This is a genomic window from Sphingopyxis sp., from assembly GCF_965227415.1.
GTDB lineage: Bacteria > Pseudomonadota > Alphaproteobacteria > Sphingomonadales > Sphingomonadaceae > Sphingopyxis.
This window is the reverse complement of record NZ_OZ245749.1, coordinates 637,944-655,980: the sequence shown is the minus strand read 5'-3', so window position 1 is coordinate 655,980 and position 18,037 is coordinate 637,944. Positions and strand designations below refer to the sequence as shown.

18 protein-coding genes are annotated in these 18,037 nt (G+C 64.2%); 11 read left to right on the top strand and 7 right to left on the bottom strand.

Annotation, left to right across the window (positions count from 1 at the left end; translation table 11 throughout):
* Positions 1-134: 134 nt before the first annotated feature.
* From ACO055_RS03095 to ACO055_RS03085, 3 genes are read right to left on the bottom strand one after another with little or no spacing between them, the layout of a single operon-like run.
* On the bottom strand, positions 135-533 hold the full coding sequence (locus ACO055_RS03095) for a YdbL family protein (RefSeq protein WP_422061152.1): 399 nt from the start codon (positions 531-533) through the stop codon (positions 135-137).
* 9 nt (positions 534-542) lie between these two features.
* Positions 543-731, bottom strand: a complete 189-nt coding sequence (locus ACO055_RS03090) for a YnbE family lipoprotein (protein WP_422061151.1) — start codon at positions 729-731, stop codon at positions 543-545.
* Between the two features lie 20 nt (positions 732-751).
* A complete protein-coding gene (locus tag ACO055_RS03085) occupies positions 752-3,895 on the bottom strand; it encodes an intermembrane phospholipid transport protein YdbH family protein (RefSeq protein WP_422061150.1) in 3,144 nt (1,047 codons plus the stop codon).
* A gap of 173 nt (positions 3,896-4,068) precedes the next feature.
* Between ACO055_RS03085 and radC the strand changes: the two genes are divergently transcribed.
* Entirely contained in the window at positions 4,069-4,764 is a 696-nt protein-coding gene (gene radC / locus ACO055_RS03080) for a RadC family protein (protein ID WP_422061149.1), read from the top strand.
* A gap of 72 nt (positions 4,765-4,836) precedes the next feature.
* Here radC and ACO055_RS03075 read toward each other — a convergent pair whose 3' ends face one another.
* A complete protein-coding gene (locus ACO055_RS03075) occupies positions 4,837-5,325 on the bottom strand; it encodes a calcium-binding protein (RefSeq protein WP_422061148.1) in 489 nt (162 codons plus the stop codon).
* Positions 5,326-5,524: 199 nt separating this feature from the next.
* Between ACO055_RS03075 and purB the strand changes: the two genes are divergently transcribed.
* The 8 genes from purB (at position 5,525) to ACO055_RS03035 (ending at position 13,102) form a co-directional block, all read left to right on the top strand.
* Entirely contained in the window at positions 5,525-6,835 is a 1,311-nt protein-coding gene (gene purB, locus ACO055_RS03070; protein WP_422061147.1) for an adenylosuccinate lyase, read from the top strand.
* Between the two features lie 67 nt (positions 6,836-6,902).
* Positions 6,903-7,247, top strand: a complete 345-nt coding sequence (locus tag ACO055_RS03065) for a lipopolysaccharide assembly protein LapA domain-containing protein (protein WP_422061146.1) — start codon at positions 6,903-6,905, stop codon at positions 7,245-7,247.
* Entirely contained in the window at positions 7,244-7,918 is a 675-nt protein-coding gene (gene pyrF / locus ACO055_RS03060; RefSeq protein ID WP_422061145.1) for an orotidine-5'-phosphate decarboxylase, read from the top strand. Before ACO055_RS03065 ends, pyrF begins: the two co-directional genes overlap by 4 nt.
* 105 nt (positions 7,919-8,023) lie before the next feature.
* Positions 8,024-8,656, top strand: coding sequence for a phosphoribosylanthranilate isomerase (locus tag ACO055_RS03055; RefSeq protein WP_422062401.1), 633 nt, complete (start codon positions 8,024-8,026; stop codon positions 8,654-8,656).
* Positions 8,657-8,754: 98 nt separating this feature from the next.
* Positions 8,755-9,990 carry a tryptophan synthase subunit beta gene (trpB, locus tag ACO055_RS03050; RefSeq protein ID WP_422061144.1) on the top strand — a complete coding sequence of 412 codons (1,236 nt, stop codon included), beginning with the start codon at positions 8,755-8,757 and terminating at the stop codon, positions 9,988-9,990.
* Positions 9,987-10,778: a tryptophan synthase subunit alpha gene (gene trpA, locus ACO055_RS03045; RefSeq protein ID WP_422061143.1), complete on the top strand. Its 792-nt coding sequence runs from the start codon at positions 9,987-9,989 to the stop codon at positions 10,776-10,778. The genes trpB and trpA overlap by 4 nt, the downstream gene beginning before the upstream one ends.
* The gene (gene accD / locus ACO055_RS03040; RefSeq protein ID WP_422061142.1) at positions 10,775-11,626 is read left to right on the top strand and encodes an acetyl-CoA carboxylase, carboxyltransferase subunit beta; all 852 of its coding nucleotides are present in this window, start codon (positions 10,775-10,777) and stop codon (positions 11,624-11,626) included. The genes trpA and accD overlap by 4 nt, the downstream gene beginning before the upstream one ends.
* A gap of 135 nt (positions 11,627-11,761) precedes the next feature.
* Positions 11,762-13,102: a bifunctional folylpolyglutamate synthase/dihydrofolate synthase gene (locus ACO055_RS03035; protein WP_422061141.1), complete on the top strand. Its 1,341-nt coding sequence runs from the start codon at positions 11,762-11,764 to the stop codon at positions 13,100-13,102.
* On the opposite strand, the gene ACO055_RS03030 is transcribed toward ACO055_RS03035, so the two are convergent.
* Together ACO055_RS03030 and ACO055_RS03025 are read right to left on the bottom strand one after the other, a co-directional pair.
* Positions 13,099-14,658, bottom strand: coding sequence for an AmpG family muropeptide MFS transporter (locus ACO055_RS03030; RefSeq protein ID WP_422061140.1), 1,560 nt, complete (start codon positions 14,656-14,658; stop codon positions 13,099-13,101). The genes ACO055_RS03035 and ACO055_RS03030 overlap by 4 nt on opposite strands.
* A 102-nt stretch (positions 14,659-14,760) precedes the next feature.
* Positions 14,761-15,198 carry a response regulator gene (locus tag ACO055_RS03025; protein ID WP_422061139.1) on the bottom strand — a complete coding sequence of 146 codons (438 nt, stop codon included), beginning with the start codon at positions 15,196-15,198 and terminating at the stop codon, positions 14,761-14,763.
* 154 nt (positions 15,199-15,352) lie between these two features.
* Between ACO055_RS03025 and ACO055_RS03020 the strand changes: the two genes are divergently transcribed.
* Together ACO055_RS03020 and rsmD are read left to right on the top strand one after the other, a co-directional pair.
* Positions 15,353-16,201: a pseudouridine synthase gene (locus ACO055_RS03020; protein WP_422061138.1), complete on the top strand. Its 849-nt coding sequence runs from the start codon at positions 15,353-15,355 to the stop codon at positions 16,199-16,201.
* The gene (rsmD, locus tag ACO055_RS03015) at positions 16,201-16,743 is read left to right on the top strand and encodes a 16S rRNA (guanine(966)-N(2))-methyltransferase RsmD (protein WP_422061137.1); all 543 of its coding nucleotides are present in this window, start codon (positions 16,201-16,203) and stop codon (positions 16,741-16,743) included. The genes ACO055_RS03020 and rsmD overlap by 1 nt, the downstream gene beginning before the upstream one ends.
* Here the strand turns inward: rsmD and ACO055_RS03010 are convergent.
* A complete protein-coding gene (locus ACO055_RS03010; protein WP_422062400.1) occupies positions 16,740-17,999 on the bottom strand; it encodes an MFS transporter in 1,260 nt (419 codons plus the stop codon). The two genes, rsmD and ACO055_RS03010, sit on opposite strands and share 4 nt — an antisense overlap.
* Positions 18,000-18,037: the final 38 nt, after the last annotated feature.

The following is an 18,037-nucleotide window of genomic DNA, read 5'->3' as shown; positions in this document are numbered from 1 at the left end:
GAATGACGCCCGATGAAGTCAATGCTTGTACGCAGATGCACAATGGAGCTGCACCCGGAGCGCGCAAAAATGCCGCCGCGTTTAGGGGCGCGGCGGCATATGCGGCCCGCGGGCCGCTTGCGTATCGCTAGATCTTACGGGCAATTACCATCACGAACCGGCTCCCCCCCATCGCGGGTCAGCCATCGTCCGTCGGGCGCCTTGTATTTCTCGCCCGGCCTGGTCTTCGCGATCAGGTTGCAACCGGTGATAAAGGCGAACTGCGCGATCGTGCTGCCTGCGGGGGCGCCGCTGGTATAGGCGGCCTTGCGCTTGATATTGATGTCGTTGACCATGTCGCGCACTGCCGGTGTCGGCGTGGACACAAAGCCCAGATAGCCATCGGGCTGCTCGCCGATTTGTCCACCCGAGCGCGCGGCTTCATAGGCAGGGTCGCGCTGCGCCATTGCCGAAGGCACCGCGACAGCGACCGCTGTCGTCGCCGCAATCGCGGCCATCGCCCAACCCGCCGGTTTCCAAAACTTTGTCATCATTCCACCTCGTCAGAATATCTCGCTATTCTGTTCAATAAGCTTTTTCGCATCACCATCCAGCTTTACTGCAATTTCCTGCCGGATGTTGATGTTGAGATTGATCTCGATCGGCTTGTCGGGGGTGGCGATCTGGACGCAGCCGCAAAGCCCCGCCATTCCGATCAGCACCACCGGGCACCGTCCGATGATCCGTTTCATCGCATCATATCTTGTACCTGTCATTGCACGAGCTCGCTTTCTGGTGCCTGAACGGAGGGGGGCGAAGCGTTGGCCGCGGCTTCGCGTTCCATGATTTCCTGCAGATTGTCCTTCAACCAGCCAGTCGGATCATAATAGCTTCGGGCGGATCCGAGCAGCTCGCGAAACGCGGCGGTTATCTTGACGTTGAACACAAGCGGTATCTTCGCGATCTGTCTGGTCAGGATGTTGCGCGTGGCGCCTTCGCCCTGCCCCACGCCGCCGAAACGGATGTCGGTCACCATTTCGCCGTCAAGGTCCCCGTTCAGCACGATCGTCAGATCATCATATTTCAGGCTGCGCAGCGCGCCAAAGGCGAAATTGGCGATGGCGCCCAGATTATGGTTCGACAGCTCGCCGCCATAGGCAAGCGTCCCGCCGCCGCCGCGCGCGTCGATACGGCCATTTTCGATCCGTCCGCCAAGCCCGTCGAACACGACCGGCAGGGTGCCGTCGAACTTGCCCGTCGCATTGATATTGTCGAAGCCGAAATTCTGAAGAAAGATCGCAGCATCGACTCCGACCAGATCGAAAGTCAGGCGCCGGGGCTGATCGGCGGCGAAATTCAGCGTCGTCGGGTGCAGCAACAGCTCGCCGCCTGCGAACGGCCAGCGTCCGCCTTCGACGCGCACGCGATTATCGCCGAGCAGCTCATATTCGATCTCGCCGTCGAGGACCGGGATGCCCGGATTGATCGACCCGACCCGCGCCTTCTGGCCGGGCGCGGTCTTGAGCCCGATGAGATCGTCAAAGACCAATGTTGTCGTCAGGCCCGTCACCGGCCCGAATGCCGCCGCCAGATCCATGTTCGCGGTGGCAAAGGTACCGCGGCTGGTGACGCCCTGCGGCGACCAGGCGATATGCCCGTCACCGACCACCGACCCTTGCGCGTTCGCCACGACGCCATAAGCGAGATGCGTCAGCTGATCGGGCTGGAAATTATCATTGAAGCGGAGTTCACGCACGAACAAATCTGCCGTCCCGCTGCCGTCACCCAGCCGGTGGCGAATGACGGTGTCGAGAATCTTCGTCCCGCTCTTCTGTTCATGGAAGCCCGCGGTGGCGTCGATCACGCCGCCCGCAAAGCGCAGCTTGGCATCGTGGCTTGCCAGCGGCGAAAATCGTGGGTCGGGGTCGGCGTCGGTCAGGACCAGCCCGCCATTCAACGTCAACGCCCCGCCAGCCCATCGCCATTGGCCGCCGATGTCGCTCATGTTGAGCGGCACCGGGCCGATCTTGCCGCTTGCGCCGGCGAGTTCCCCGGCCATCCCCTGCGGCGTCGACCGTCCCGCAATGCGTTTGGCGGCGAAGCGCGTTACGCCGTCGCCCTGCCCCAGCCGAACGTCGGCGAGCGCGACCGCCCAGCGCAGCGACGCCAAGTCGATCTCGCCGTTCCGCGCATCGAGAGCAAAAGGCGACGAACCGCTCGTACCGCGCAACCGAACCGCCGGAATGCGGACAGTCCCGCGCAGTCCGCCCGGCCCGGCGCTGAGCAAGGGGGCTCCGGCGCTGCTGCAAAGATCGATGCCCGTCGCACCGATCCTGAAGCCTGAAACGGCTAGTCGGTCGACGCCAACGCGCGTGCAGCCGCCGTTGAGGGCAAGCGCGCCGGTCGGTGCCAGCGCGCCGGCAAGCGGAATGCTCAGCCGGTCCACGCGCCCGTCGCCGATCGGCCCCGACAGCTCGGCCTTGGTTGCAAAGCGGAGCAGCCCGCTGCGGTCGCCCGAAAAGCGGACTGGCGCCAACGCCAACCGGGCATCGCCTGCAACATAGGCGTCGAAGCTGGCAAGTCCGCTGACTGTGCCGTCTGCGCGGCGATCGAGCGCCAGCTTGCCCGACGGGATGTCGCCGCCGCCAAAGGTCCAGCTGCCATTGGCAACCACCGCGGGCACGCCGAAAATATAGGAAATGCGGCTGTCGGCGCTGCCCGTGAAGCGCGCGCCGCTGGCGCTTGCCAGCGCCGGTGCGAGCAGGTCTATCCGCGCATCTTTGCCTTCGCCCCGCAAAGCAAACGCAGCCTCGCCGCCGACGTCGGCGATCATGCGCGCGAGCGCGGCCGCAGCGCGGCTCGCGACAGGTCCGACGGGACTGCCGGTCAGCCCCTTCACACTGCCCATGATCGACGATTGAAGCGCGGCACTGGCGCGCGCGCGGGTAAATCTGAGGCGCCCGTCGATTAAGGGTGCCTTGCTGCCGACGACGCCCTTGGCCGTCACGGCAACCGTATTCGCGGCGAAATCGGTGCCGCGAAGCTGCGCCATGCTGGCATCGACATCGATTGTCGTCGCAGCCGATGTGCCGTCGAACGCCGCCTTTGCAGCGAGCCGGTCGGCGGTCAGCGACGCTGCGGCAAGCCGCGCGATGCTCGCGTCCACGGTGCCGCGCCAGCTTTGCAGGTTTTCGGACAGGGAAACGTCGAGGGCAATTTGCGGCGACAGCGCGGTAACGCTGCCATCGGCACAGGTCACAGATTTTCCGCGTAACGGGCCCGTCAGCGTCGGCCGCACATTGCGTACCCGCACCGTGCCATAGAAGGTCGTCCCGCGCGCCGCGCACCCTGCCGCGACAATATCTGGCGCTACAAGCGCAAGCTGGCCCAGGAAATCCTTGCGCAGATTGCCGCTTCCGTTCAGCGCGGCGCCGACATTGCCCCACGGGGTTTCGACCCGCGCGCGGGCATCGGCCAGCCTGACCCAAAGATCGGGCAAGGCAAAGGGCGTCTGGTCGGCCGGATCGCGAAACTTGTCGAGCGAACCGAGCGAGATCTGGCCATCAACGAAGCGTCCATAGAGCCGGACGCCGTCGGCGCGCAGGCCCGAAACATAAGGGCCCGACCATCCATAGCCGATGGAAACCTCGACGCTTTTCGCGGTCAGGTCGGGATGGGCGGGATCGCCGATGACCAGATTCGACAGCCGCTCCGACCGAACGCCGATGTCCTCGATTCGATAGCTTGCGGGAATACCGCGACTGTCGAGCTGATCGCGAATGACGCGATCGGCAATCGGCTCACGCGCCAACCACAGCGCGGCGGCCAGCGCGACGACCGCGCCAGCGGTCATCCAGCGTTTCTTGAACAGGATTGTCCGGAAATGCGGCCGCGCCGGGCCGTCGGTCTCGCTCATGGCGCAGGCAATACCAGCGGAGCCGCGGATGACGTCATGACATTCTGCACCGGACCATCAATCACATTCCTTGCAGGCAGATAACGCCATAATGGCGCAATTGGCTGCAATAATGGGAACGGTGCCATAGGCGGCAAACCTTATGGGCGTTGAGTGCGCCGAACAAGCTGGTTATGCCCACACCGATGGGGGACGCGTCAACGCCAGATCATATGGGGCATCGCTCGCGGCTGCGATCGCGCCTGTTGGGCGATGCCGAGAGCATGGCCGATTATGAGATGGTCGAATATCTCCTCGCGCTTGCCATTCCGCGCCGCGACACCAAGCCACTGGCAAAAGCACTTCTCCGCGAGTTCGGATCGCTGGCACAACTCATCGCCGCCGATCCCGAATCGCTTCGCCGCATCGATGGTATGGGCGACGGTGCCATCGCGGCGCTCAAAATTGTCCAGGCGACGAGCCTGCGGATGCTCAAGGGCGAATTTCGGGACAAACCCTTGCTGTCCAGTTGGGACGCGCTGCTCGACTGGCTGCGCGCCGATATGGGGCCGATCGAAATCGAGCGCGTTCGCATTCTCTATCTCAATTCGCGCAACATGCTCATCCGCGACGAGGTGGCGAGCGAAGGCTCGATCGATCAATCGGCCATCTATGTCCGCGAGGTCGTGAAGCGCGCGCTGGAACTGGGCGCCGCAGCGTTGATCGTTGTTCACAATCACCCAAGCGGCAATCCCGAGCCGAGCCGACAGGACATCGCGATGACCCGCGATATTGCCGAAGCGGCGGGCAAGCTCCGCATCATATTGCACGACCATGTCATTATCGGGGGGAGCGACTATCGCAGCCTGCGGGCGATGGGGCTTCTGTGACGGGCGACCGAACGGATGCAGCCGCCGGATCGCTCCGACGGCTGCACCGCTCCATCCGGGACGTCTAATAAATCAGGCGCCGCGCGACAGGAAACCGGTCAATTCAACTTTGCTGACCTTGCCGGACTTGTCGCCATCAGCGGCAGCCCAGGCCTGGCCAACCCAGCTTTTCACCTGCTCCGATTCCGGGTCGATCGTGGGATCGGTCGCGGTGCGCAGCTTCTTCATCCACGCGGCGAATTCCGTCTCGTTCAGGTCGTTGCTCTTGTCGGCGTCATAGGTACCGAACTCGTGATCGACGATCTGCGCGATCTGTGCCGGAGTTGCGGCACCGGCCGAAGTGGGCGCGGGCTGCGCGCTTTCCGTGGGCGCCGTGGCCGACGTTGCAGCTGTGGCCGGTTCCGAGGTTGCCGGCTCGGCAGGTGCCGGTGCCGGTGCAATTGTCGACGGATCGACCTGCTCGGTGGCCGGCGGCGCGGTCGTGTCGGCGGGCGGCGTATTCTGGGCCAATGCGGGGAAGCTGATCGCAGCGGCACCAATCAAAAGGGCTTGTTTCAACATGATATTTCTCCTGTAGCGGCGGCCGACCAGACATTGCGATCGACGGCCTGTCGTGAAGGGGCATAGGGTCAACGGCCGCGCGACGACCTAAGTTGCCGTGCAGGGACAATTGGCGAAACGCCTCACCCCTGCTAGGGGGCGCCCTGTCGCGATCCCGCAGCGAAGTTGCGGTGAAACGACGGAAATGGAAGGAATATCAATGGTTCCGCGTTACGCCCGGCCGGACATGACCGCCATTTGGTCGCCGGAGAATCGGTTTCGCATCTGGTTCGAGATCGAAGCGCACGCCACCGACGCGCTCGCCGAACTGGGAACCGTGCCGAAGTCCGCCGCGACAGCTTTGTGGGATTGGTGGGCGACGAATCCGAAAATCGACGTCGAGGCGATCGACGCGATCGAAGCGGTCACCAAGCATGACGTTATCGCCTTTCTGACCTGGGTTGCCGAGAATGTCGGTGAGGAAGCGCGCTTCATGCATCAGGGCATGACGTCGAGCGACGTGCTCGACACCTGCCTTTCGGTACAACTCAGCCAAGCGGCCGATATTCTCGTCGCCGACCTCGATACCCTGCTCGCGGCGATCAAGCGCCGGGCCTTCGAGCACAAGCTGACGCCGACCATCGGTCGCAGCCACGGCATCCACGCCGAACCTGTAACCTTCGGGCTCAAGCTGGCGCAGGCCTATGCCGAGTTCGATCGCTGCAAGGCGCGGCTCGTGGCCGCCCGCGCAGAAATCGCGACCTGCGCGATTTCGGGCGCCGTCGGCACGTTCGCCAATATCGACCCGCGCGTAGAAGCGCATGTTGCCGCGAAGCTCGGCCTGTCGATCGAGCCCGTGTCGACGCAGGTCATTCCGCGCGACCGCCACGCGATGTTCTTTGCGACGCTTGGCGTTGTTGCCGGGTCAATCGAACGCCTTGCGACCGAAGTCCGCCACCTCCAGCGCACCGAAGTGCTGGAAGCCGAAGAATATTTCTCGCCGGGCCAGAAAGGCTCTTCGGCAATGCCGCACAAGCGCAACCCGATCCTGACCGAGAATCTCACGGGCCTCGCGCGCATGGTGCGTAGCGCCGTCGTCCCGGCGCTGGAAAATGTCGCGCTGTGGCACGAGCGCGATATCAGCCACTCGTCGGTCGAGCGCTTCATCGGCCCCGACGCGACGATCACGCTCGATTTCGCGCTCGCGCGGTTGACCGGCGTCGTCGACAAGCTGCTCGTCTATCCCGAGCGGATGCAAAAGAATCTCGACCGCATGGGTGGTCTCGTTCATTCGCAGCGCGTGTTGCTCGCGCTGACGCAGGCCGGGGCGAGCCGCGAGGACAGCTACGCCCTCGTTCAGCGCAACGCGATGAAGGTGTGGGAATCGGACGGACAATTGTCGTTGCTCGAATTGCTGAAGGGCGATGCCGACGTCACTGCGAAGCTGTCGGCCGACGAACTGACCGCACTGTTCGACCTTGGTTATCACATGAAGCATGTCGACACGATCTTTGCCCGGGTGTTTGGCTAGCGCCACACTGGAAACGCGCGCCAATCTCGCCTAGGCTGGCCGCCGGACCAAAGAGGAGCAATGCAAAGTGGGAATCCTGCGGACGATCATCTGGGTCTTGCTGACCGCTGTGCTGGTCATCTTTGCGATGGCGAACTGGATTCCGGTGACCGTTACGATCTGGCCGGGCCAGGTGCTCGACACCAAATTGCCGGTGCTCATTCTCGCGAGTTTCCTGATCGGCATGGTTCCGATGTGGATTGCGCTCAGGACCACGCGTTGGTCGCTGAAACGGCGCCTCGACAGCAGCGAGCGCCAGTTGGCGGACATGCGCGCCCTCGCCAACCGTCCGGCCGAACCGGTCGCTCCGGCAACGCCGGTCAGCGCATCTGCATCCGCCCCCTCCGACCTTTTCTCGACGGACAAGCCATGACATCGCCGATCTATCTCGCCATCGACACGACGCACCTCGATGCCGCGCTGACGCTGGCGCAGAAGGTTCGGCATCATGTCGGCGGGCTGAAGCTGGGCCTCGAATTCTTCTGCGCCAACGGTCATCACGGCGTGCATGAAATGGCGAAGATCGGCCTGCCGATCTTCCTTGACCTGAAACTTCACGACATTCCGAACACCGTCGCCAAAGCCATTCAGGCGCTGCGGCCGCTCGAGCCAGCCATCCTCACCGTCCATGCCGCGGGCGGACGGGCCATGATGGAAGAGGCGAAAGCGGCAGCGGGTCTCAACACGAAAGTGATCGGCGTTTCGGTTCTGACCAGTCTCGATGCCCCCGATCTCGAGGACATCGGCGTCGGCGGCACGCCGCACGATCAGGTCGTCCGTCTCGCCGCGCTTGCGCGCGAATCCGGGCTCGACGGCATCGTATGTTCCGGTCAGGAAGTGAAGGCCGCGCGCAAGGCCTGGCCGGGCGGCTTCTTTGTCGTCCCCGGCGTTCGCCCTGCCAACGGAAAAGCGGGCGACCAGAAACGCATCGTCACGCCGTCGCAGGCGATGACCGATGGCGCGTCGATCCTGGTGGTCGGTCGCCCGATCAGCCAGTCGACCGACCCCGACCTTGCCGCGCGCGAGATCGAAGCGACGCTGTAACAGAAAACCCCGTCATCCCGGCGAAGGCCGGGATCCCACCCTCGCGCTATTTCGCGGCGTCGAAATTCCGGCCTTCGCCGGAATGACGGCAGGATGAAGATGAACATGCCTCCTCTGGTTAAAATATGCGGCCTTTCCACTCCCGAAGCGGTGGAAGCCGCGATCGAGCACGGCGCGACGCATATCGGCCTCGTCCATTACGAGCCGAGCCCGCGTCACGTCGATCTCAAGACTGCCGCCGCTTTGCGCCAACGCGCGGAAGGCCGGGTCAAAGTCGCGCTGCTCCTCGTCAACGCGTCGCAGCAACTGACCGGCGAAGCGCTCAGCAAGGTGCGCCCCGACATCATCCAGTTCCACGGCAACGAGACGCCCGAATGGCTGGCGCGCGTGAAGCAGCTTGTGCCCGCGCAGGTTTGGAAGGCCGTCGGGCTGAAAGACGCGGGCACGCTGGATCGCATCAGGCAATATGAGGGCGCAGCCGACCGCATCCTTTTCGACGCGCCGGCTGCGGCGCTACCGGGCGGCACTGGCACCAGATTTGACTGGTCGCTGCTCAAAAATCATCGGCACGCGATGGCGTGGGGTGTCGCCGGCGGTCTTACGCCCGCCAATGTCGCCGAAGCGATCGCGGCTACCGGCGCTCCGCTCGTCGACGTCTCGTCGGGCGTCGAAAGCGCGCCGGGCGTCAAGGATGTGGACAAGATCGCCGCTTTCCTTAAAGCGGTCGCCGCATGTTGACGTCGCTGCCTTTCACGGTGCGCATCGGGGTACGATGGCGCTGATCGCTTGAGACCAATCTCGAAGTGAGTGCCCCACTTTTGCCGATGGAAACCCTGATGACTGCGACCCTTCCCAACAGCTTGCGCACCGGCCCCGACGAACGCGGCCATTTCGGCCAGTTTGGCGGCCGTTATGTCGCCGAAACGCTGATGCCGCTGATCCTCGACCTCGAACGCCACTATCGGGCGGCACAGGCCGATCCCGCGTTCAAGGCCGAATTCGACTATCTCCTGAAACATTATGTCGGCCGGCCGAGCCCGCTGTGGTTTGCCCAGCGGCTGACCGATCACCTGCGCGCGAGCGCCAGCGAAGGCTTCGGCGCGAAAATCTATCTGAAGCGCGAAGATCTCAACCACACCGGCGCGCACAAGATCAACAATTGCATCGGCCAGATCCTGCTCGCCAGGCGCATGGGCAAGACCAAGATCATCGCCGAGACCGGCGCGGGCCAGCACGGCGTCGCGACCGCGACCGTCGCGGCGCTGTTCGGCCTGCCCTGCACCATCTTCATGGGCGCCGTCGACGTCGCGCGGCAGCAGCCAAACGTCTTTCGCATGAAGCTGCTCGGTGCCGAGGTGGTCGCGGTCGAAAGCGGTGCCAAGACGCTGAAGGATGCCATGAACGAGGCTTTGCGCCACTGGGTCGCGAACGTCCACGACACCTTCTACATCATCGGCACCGTCGCTGGCCCTCACCCCTATCCCGAACTTGTTCGCGATTTCCAGTCGGTGATCGGCGACGAAGCCCGCACACAGATTCTCGAAGCCGAAGGGCGCCTCCCCGATATGCTGATCGCCCCCGTCGGCGGTGGATCGAACGCGATCGGCCTGTTCCACCCGTTCCTCGACGATGCCGACGTCGAGATCGTCGGCGTCGAAGCGGCAGGCGAAGGGCTTGGTGCCAGACACGCCGCCAGCCTCGCGGGCGGCCGCCCGGGCATCCTCCACGGCAACAAGACCTACCTGCTCCAGGACGACGACGGCCAGATCACCGAAGCGCACAGCATCTCGGCGGGCCTCGATTATCCCGGCATCGGTCCCGAGCATAGCTGGCTCCACGAGATTGGCCGCGTCCGCTATGAACCCGTCACCGACGCCGAAGCGCTCGCCAGCTTCCAGAAGCTCACCAAGTTGGAAGGTATCATTCCCGCGCTCGAAAGCGCGCACGCGATCGCCGCTGCCGAACGCATCGCGCCGACGCTGGGCCAGGACAAGATCATCATCGTCAATTGCTCGGGCCGCGGCGACAAGGACATCTTCACGGTGGCGGATGCGCTGGGGGTGGAGCTGTGACTCGCTTCGCCGCCACCTTCGCCAAGCCGCACACCGCGCTCGTCGTGTTCATTACAGCGGGTGATGGTGACACGCGCGCGAACCTCGACGCGCTCGTCGCGGGCGGCGCCGACGTGGTCGAGCTTGGCATGCCTTTCACCGATCCGATGGCGGACGGCCCTGCGATCCAGCAGGCAAACCTGCGTAGCCTTGCAAAGGGTACGACCACGGCCGATATCTTCGCGATCGCGACCGACTTCCGCGCGCGCCATCCGGGCACGCCGCTCGTCCTGATGGGATATGCCAACCCGATGACGATCCGCGGCGGCGACTGGTTCGCCGCCGAATGCGCAAAAGCCGGTGTTGATGGCGTGATCTGCGTCGACATCCCTGCCGAAGAGGATCCCGAACTCGGCCCCGCGCTTCGCGCCGCTAGAGTCGACCTCATCCGCCTCGCGACCCCGACCACCGACACGGCGCGCCTTCCCGCCGTCCTCGAAGGCGCCGGCGGCTTCCTCTATTATGTTTCGGTGGCGGGCATCACCGGTCAACAGCAGGCAGCGCAGGCGAGCATCGAGGAGGCTGTCGCTCGGCTCAAGGCCGCGACCGACCTTCCCGTCGCGGTTGGCTTCGGAGTCCGCACGCCTGACCAGGCTGCACAGATCGCAAAGGTTGCCGATGGAGTGGTCGTCGGTTCGGCCTTCGTCGACATCATCGCCGAACATGGCGAGGCCGCCGCACCCCATGTCGAGGCCTTCACCCGTTCGCTCGCCGATGCTATCCACGGCGCAAAGGAGATCGCCGCATGAGCTGGCTCGACCGCGTTCGCAACGCCCTGCCCTTCACCGCCAAGCGCGATACCGCCGACAATCTCTGGCACAAATGCCGCCAGTGCCAGCAGATGGTGTTCGTCAAGGAATGGGAAGACAATCTCAACGTCTGCCCGCGCTGCGACCATCACGACCGCATCGGTGCGACCGAGCGTTTTGCGCAATTGTTCGACGGCGGGCTGCATGAAATTCTGCCCGCGCCCGCAGCGCCCGAAGACCCGCTGAAGTTCCGCGACACCAAGAAATATGTCGACCGGATCAAGGCGGCGCGCGTGCAGACCGGCGACCGCGATGCCTATCAGAATGCGGCGGGCAAGATCGACGGCCAGCCCGTGGTAATCGGCGTCCAGGATTTCGCCTTCATGGGCGGTTCGATGGGCGTCGCCGTCGGCGAAGCCTTCGTTGCCGGGGTCGAGCAAGCGATCCGACGCGGCTGCCCCTATGTCGCAATCACGGCCGCGGGCGGCGCCCGCATGCAGGAAGGCACGCTGTCGCTGATGCAGATGCCGCGCGCCACTGTCGCGCTGGCGCGCCTGCGCCGCGCCGGCCTGCCCTATATCGTGCTGCTCACCGATCCGACGACCGGCGGCGTCACTGCCAGTTATGCGATGCTCGGCGATATCCAGATCAGCGAACCCAAGGCGCTGATCGGCTTTGCGGGGCAGCGGGTGATCGAGAATACGATCCGCGAAAAGCTTCCCGAAGGATTCCAGCGCGCTGAATATCTGCTCGACCACGGAATGATCGACATGGTCGTCCACCGCAAGGACCTGCCCGAAACGCTCGGCCGGTTGATCGGCTATCTGGCGCCCGAGAAAGCGGCATAGTCCAGAACGCTCTCCGCAAGTCCGTTCGTGCCGCGCTTGTCGAAGCACCGTCCTTCTTCTTGCGGCGGCAAAAGACGGAACGGCCCTTCGACAAGCTCGGGGCGAGCGGCATTTGGATAGGCTGAACCATTCATCATGCCCGACCACGCCCGCTCCTCCGATCCCGCGGTCCAGACCCAGCTCGACCGTCTGGCCATGCTGTCGCCGGGCCGCGACATCCTCGGCCTCGAACGCATTGCAGAGCTGTGCCGCCGTCTTGACAACCCCCAGGACCACCTGCCGCGCACTTTCCACGTGGCGGGCACCAACGGCAAAGGCTCGACCTGCGCTTTCTTGCGCGCCATCCTTGAAGCGCAGGGTCGCCGTGTTCATGCCTATACCAGTCCGCACCTCGTCCGCTTCAACGAGCGTATCCGGATCGCCGGCACGCTGATCGACGATGCGCTGCTCGCATCGCTCCTCGAAGAGGTGCTCGACGTCGCCGCCGACCTGCAAGCGAGTTTCTTCGAAGTTACCACCGCCGCCGCCTTCCTGGCCTTTTCACGTTTCCCCGCCGACGATTGCATCATCGAAGTCGGGCTCGGCGGCCGCCTCGACGCGACCAACATCATCCCGGCGCCTGCCGTCTGCGGAATTGCATCGCTCGGTATCGATCATGAGGCGTTCCTGCTCGCGCCGGAGGACGGTACGCCGGTCGAGGCACTGGAGCGCATTGCGTGGGAAAAATCGGGGATATTCAAACCGGGCTCGGCGCTGGCGACGCTGGCGTACCCCGCGCCTGTCATGAGGCTCGTCAGCGAGCGTGCGGCCGCTGTCGGTGGAACGCTTTTTTCGGAAGGCGATGGCTGGGCCATCGACACGGCGGAGACAGGCTTTCGCTGGCAGTCGAAGGTGCGTTCGATCGGCGACCTGCCCCGTCCCCGCATGGCAGGCGCTCATCAAATGCGAAATGCCGGACTTGCGATCGCCATGCTGCGCGTGGCCCCTGGCCCGCAGCCAGACGACGCGGCGATCGCGACGGGCATCGCCCACGCATTCTGGCCCGGACGGATGCAGCGGCTTTCCCCGGGTCCGTTGACCGCTCTTCTGCCGCCCAACTCACAGATCTGGCTCGACGGCGGGCATAATCCAGATGCCGGGATGGCGCTCGCCCGCGCGCTTGCAGAGCGGCCGCCGCTTCACATCGTGTGCGGCCTTCTGAGCAACAAGGACGCAATCGGTTTCCTGCGTCCCTTCGCGCCCAGGATCGCATCATTCCAGGCGGTGCCAATTCCGGGGCACGAGCATCATGATCCCAAAGATCTTTGCCGCCGGGTGCAATCCGACCTTGGTATTGCAAACGCGCGGCCGTGCGATGATGTCGCCGCCGCCCTGCTCCATATCGCGGCGTGCCGCGACGCCGGCGATGTGCTGATCTGCGGATCGCTCTATCTTGCCGGCGTCGTGCTCGACCTCAACGGTGAGGCGCCAGATTAGGCGCTCGCCGCAGCAGGCTTGCCCTTCCAGGCCAGCAAGACGCCGCCGAGGAGTACCGCTGCCGAAATCGCGAGAATGTGGTTCGCAAGTTCGAGTGGCTGCCAAAGCAGCATGCCGACCAGCCCGACCACGATCAGCACGAATCCAGTGATCCGCCAGGCTCCCACAGGCTGCCGGAGTTGCTGCTCGTCGACCGCTTCGGACTGCCGGATGCTCTGCACGACATATCCCTTGCGCCACAACACCCACAGCAGGACCATGCCGGGGATCGCCGCGACGACCGTAAAGCCCCAGAAGCCGACCCATCCGATTTTGGCCGCGACGATACCTGCGGGGCCGGCCATGAAGGTGCGGCCTACCCCGGCGAAGGACGACAACAGCGCAAATTGCGTGGCAGTATAGGCAATGCTCGACAGGCCCGACAGATAGGTGGTGAAGACCGTCAAGCCGATGCCGCTCGTGACATTTTCGGTCACGATTGCCGCAACCAGCATCCAGTAATTGTTACCGGTCGCCGCCAGGATCATGAACATGACGTTCGAGAACATCATCATCAGTCCCGAAATCAGCAGCGCGCGGCCCATCCCGAGCCACAGGATGAAGGGCGCCCCAAGCGCCGAGCCGACGATGAGGGCACCGAAACCCCATAATTTGCTGGCCGAAACATAGTCGAGATCAGGGAAACCCATATCGACGATCATCGGGCTGAGCATCGTCTGCCCCATCGCGTCACCGACCTTGTAGACGAGAACGAAGCCCAGAATCAGAAAGGCGCCGTGCCGTGACAGGAATTCGCGAAAAGGATTGACCACGGCCTCGGTCAGCCATTGGCCGGGCTTCATCCCGCTCGCCTGCTCGAAACGGTCGACGAACTTTCCTGGTCCCGCCCACAAGGCGCCAAAGATGGCGGGCACGATGCAGAAGCCCGTCAAACCATAAGCCGTGGCCCAGCCAAGGCCCAGCCCTTCGCTCGACGCGAAATAGATGGTTCCGGCGCCCGCGATCAGATTACCCGTGCGATAGCCGAACTGGTTTGCGGCAGTACCATGCGCAAACTCGTCTTCGTCGAGGATTTCGATACGGTAAGCATCGATAACGATGTCCTGGGTTGCCGACAGAAACGCCGTGATCAGCGCCCAGATCGCGAACATCCCTAGGTCACCCGGCTTGGGATCGCTGGCGCCCAGTTGCCAGACCGACACGAACAGCAGGGCCTGGATCAGGAACAGCCAACCGCGCCGTTGGCCAAAGGTCGCGGTCAGAAAAGGCAGCGGCAGCTTGTCGACGAGCGGCGCCCACAGAAATTTGAGCGTGTACGGAATGCCGAGTGCCACGGCAAAGCCGATCGTCGCCGTATCGATCCCGACCTTCGCAAGCCAGAACGTCATCGTCGCGATCAGCAGCGTCAGTGGAAATCCGCTCGATATGCCGAGCAGAAACGCGACTATCGGGTTTTTCCTCAGATAGGGGCGAAGCGCCGGAATCGACAGCGCGCCGACGACCAGCCCGCCGATGATCGCGACGAAGATGATGAAACGGATTAAATCAACTGACATGCCGTCGCTCCCCGCGCATCCGCTTGGCGGACGCATTGTTATGCGACAGGGCCTAAAGGCTTGGTCCCAAATTGGAAGCGGCTATTTGACGCTTCGTCGCGCTCAGGCGGCCTCGGGTCGCCAGAAAGTCGTGAGACCGCTGACCTTGCGCGGCTTCTCGTTCCGGCACGTCATCGTCTCGACCGCTTTCAGCGCCGAGACAAGCGCTGCGGCGCTGTGCGGCTTGCCCAGCCAGGCGACGGCGATGTCCTCGGCGTCATTCGGGCATTCGCCCGTGACGAGCAGCACCGCGATCCCGCGATCGCGGGCGAGCCTGGCCACTTCGCGGCCCGTCATATGGCCCGCCAGCCCCAGGTCGAGGACGAGTGCGTCGATCTGTTCCGACGCCAGGATGGCCACGGCGGCCTCGCCCGAATCCACCGTCGCGACGATCTCGTAGCCGCTGTGTTTCAGCGTGTGCTCATTGTCGAACGCCGTCAGCGGGTCATCCTCGATGACCAGCAGGCGCTTGATGCACGACGGGCGGGACGCGAAGAGCATAGATACTCCCTTTAACGTCGCCATGACTCGCTCCGGCCTTTCCTGCAAGATTGCTTCTGCTTGCCATCGACGAAGCGACACATTTCCGACTATGAGCGTGATCACAACGCAACACTTATTTTCCGAAAACGACATGAAGGCCTCTTCAGTTCCGATGACGACCCGCCGTCCACCCAAAAACACGCCCCGCTCGCCCGCAGATCGCGAAGCTCCAAAAGGTCGCCGCGCCGCGCGGGTGGCGGCACCGCCACGCAAGCCCAAGGTCGACGAGCCCGAACGTGAGGACGGGCCGCAGCGCATCGCCAAGCTGCTTGCGCGCGCCGGCGTCGGCTCACGCCGCGATGTCGAACGCATGGTCGAGGAGGGCCGCATTGCGCTGAACGGCGAAGTCGTCGTTCACCCCGCACCCCTGCTGACTTCGCTCGAAGGCCTGACCGTGGACGGCAACCCCGTCGCCAAACCGGTCTCGACGCGTCTCTATCGCTTTCACAAGCCCGCGGGTTGCCTGACCGCCGCGCGCGATCCCAAGGGCCGCAAGACGATCTATGACCTGTTGCCGAAAGGTCTGCCGCGCCTGATGCCGGTCGGCCGTCTCGATTATAATACCGAGGGACTTCTGCTCCTCACCAACGATGGCGAGTTCAAACGCCAGCTCGAACTCCCCGCAAGCGGCGTCGAGCGTACCTATCGCGCGCGGGCTTTTGGCGACATCAGCCAGACGCAGCTCGAGGAGCTTGCGATGGGAATCACCATCGACGGCGTCACCTATGGCAAGATCGACGCCAACCTCGAGCGCCGCACCGGCCGGAACCAGTGGGTCGAAATGACTCTGACCGAAGGCAAGAATCGCGAAGTCCGCAAGGTGCTCGAACATTTCGGGCTGCAGGTCAGCCGCCTGATCCGTACGCGCTATGGCCAGTTCACGCTGGAAGATCTCGCCATTGGCGAGGTCGAGCTCGTCGCGCGCGACGAATTGTTCCAGTTTCGGCGGCGAATGGGCTGATGCGCGTCATCGCTGGCGAATGGCGTGGCCGCAAGCTGATCGCGCCGAAGAACGACGCCACCCGTCCCACCGCAGACCGCACGCGCGAGACGCTCTTCTCGATGCTGACGAGCCGCCTTGGCAGCTTCGAGGGACTGCACGTCGCCGATCTTTTCGCGGGATCGGGCGCGCTCGGCATCGAGGCGCTGTCGCGCGGCGCCGAGATATGCCTTTTCGCCGAGCAGGATCGCGACGCTCTGGATGCGTTGCGGGGCAACCTCTCGACGCTCGGCGCCACCTCGCGCGCCGACATCCGCGCGGGATCGGTGCTCGGCCTTGGCCCTGCCAAGCGGACCTATGATCTGCTGATGTTCGATGCGCCCTATGCCACCGGCGCGGGCAGCGTCGCGCTCGACAAGATGAACCGGCTCGGCTGGATCGACGCCGACAGCTGGGTGTCGGTCGAAACCGCGCACGACGAAGCCATCGAAGTCGCGGGTTTTGAAATCGACACCGAGCGCAAGGTCGGCAGGGCAAAGCTGACGTTGCTGCGCCTTGCCTAACCGGCCTGCCGCCGCACCATCAGCAGCCCCAGCCAGCTGACAATTCCGGCGAGCGCCAGATAGAGCCCGACGACTGCGGTCCCGCCCCAATCGGCGAGTGCTTGCGCGATGATCGGCGCGAGCGCGCCGCCCAATATTCCGCCCGCATTGAAGCTGATCGACGCGCCGGTATAGCGAACATGCACTGGGAACAGCGACGTCAGCCAACTGCCCAGCGGTCCATAGACCAGCCCCATCACGAACAACGCGGTCGCCAGCCCCGTGAAGATCACGAGCCAGCTTCCCGATGCAAGCGACGGCCCGAACAGGAAGCCGACCAGCACCGTCGCGCCGCAGCCCCATGTCAGCACCCGCTGCGGGCTCGACGCGTCGCTCGCATATCCCGAAAAGACGATGCCGCCCGCCATGAACAGGATCGCGCCCAGCTGGATCAGCAGGAATGTTTCCTTCGGATAGCCAAGCGCTTTCGTCCCGTGGGCCAACGCAAAGGATGTAGCGAGATAGAAGATGGCGAAGCAGGCCACGACCGCAAAGGTGCCGGCCAGCGCCGCCACCAGATGGTTGCGGAACAATTCGCCGAGCGGCACCCCGACGGGCTTTCCCGTGCCGATCGCTTCGGCAAAAGCCGGCGTCTCGCCAATCTTCAGCCGCACCCACAGCCCCAGCCCGACGAGCAATGCCGAGAAAAGGAATGGAATTCGCCAGCCCCAGCTGGTGAAATCGGCCTCGCTCAGCCCCAGTCCCAGCAGGAGGAACAGCCCATTCGCCGCGATGAAGCCCACCGGGGCGCCGAGCTGCGGAAACATGCCGAAGCGCGAAGCCCATCCGGGTGGCGCATTCTCCACCGCCAGCAGCGCCGCCCCGCCCCATTCGCCACCCAGTCCGAAACCTTGGCCAAAGCGGAGGATGCACAGCAGCAGCGGCGCGACCCATCCCGCCATCGCATGAGTCGGCAGAAACGCGATCAGCAGCGTCGATCCGCCCATCAGCATCAGCGATGCGACCAGAGTCGACTTGCGCCCGATCCGGTCGCCATAATGGCCAAAGACGATCGCCCCGACGGGCCGCGCAAAGAATGCCAGGCCAAAGGTCATGAAGCTGTACATCAGCTGCGCCGAGTCCGAGCTTTCGGGGAAGAACAACGGCCCGAACACCAGCGCCGCTGCGGTGCCATAGATGTAGAAGTCATAGAATTCGACCGCGGTGCCGACCAGGCTGGCCGTCAGGATGCGCCGGTGCGCGCGATATGGTGCCAGATCCACGGGCAACGCCCCTCCCCATCGTTTGTCGGCGT

Coding starts and splice junctions, on each gene's coding strand:
- trpB (WP_422061144.1), top strand. CDS start 8,755: ATGACTGCGACCCTTCCCAACAGCTTGCGCACCGGCCCCGACGAACGC.
- purB (WP_422061147.1), top strand. CDS start 5,525: ATGGTTCCGCGTTACGCCCGGCCGGACATGACCGCCATTTGGTCGCCG.
- ACO055_RS03025 (WP_422061139.1), bottom strand. CDS start 15,198: ATGCTCTTCGCGTCCCGCCCGTCGTGCATCAAGCGCCTGCTGGTCATC.
- ACO055_RS03085 (WP_422061150.1), bottom strand. CDS start 3,895: ATGAGCGAGACCGACGGCCCGGCGCGGCCGCATTTCCGGACAATCCTG.
- ACO055_RS03055 (WP_422062401.1), top strand. CDS start 8,024: ATGCCTCCTCTGGTTAAAATATGCGGCCTTTCCACTCCCGAAGCGGTG.
- ACO055_RS03075 (WP_422061148.1), bottom strand. CDS start 5,325: ATGTTGAAACAAGCCCTTTTGATTGGTGCCGCTGCGATCAGCTTCCCC.
- ACO055_RS03095 (WP_422061152.1), bottom strand. CDS start 533: ATGATGACAAAGTTTTGGAAACCGGCGGGTTGGGCGATGGCCGCGATT.
- pyrF (WP_422061145.1), top strand. CDS start 7,244: ATGACATCGCCGATCTATCTCGCCATCGACACGACGCACCTCGATGCC.
- rsmD (WP_422061137.1), top strand. CDS start 16,201: ATGCGCGTCATCGCTGGCGAATGGCGTGGCCGCAAGCTGATCGCGCCG.
- ACO055_RS03035 (WP_422061141.1), top strand. CDS start 11,762: ATGCCCGACCACGCCCGCTCCTCCGATCCCGCGGTCCAGACCCAGCTC.
- accD (WP_422061142.1), top strand. CDS start 10,775: ATGAGCTGGCTCGACCGCGTTCGCAACGCCCTGCCCTTCACCGCCAAG.
- radC (WP_422061149.1), top strand. CDS start 4,069: ATGCCCACACCGATGGGGGACGCGTCAACGCCAGATCATATGGGGCAT.
- ACO055_RS03090 (WP_422061151.1), bottom strand. CDS start 731: ATGAAACGGATCATCGGACGGTGCCCGGTGGTGCTGATCGGAATGGCG.
- ACO055_RS03020 (WP_422061138.1), top strand. CDS start 15,353: ATGACGACCCGCCGTCCACCCAAAAACACGCCCCGCTCGCCCGCAGAT.
- ACO055_RS03030 (WP_422061140.1), bottom strand. CDS start 14,658: ATGTCAGTTGATTTAATCCGTTTCATCATCTTCGTCGCGATCATCGGC.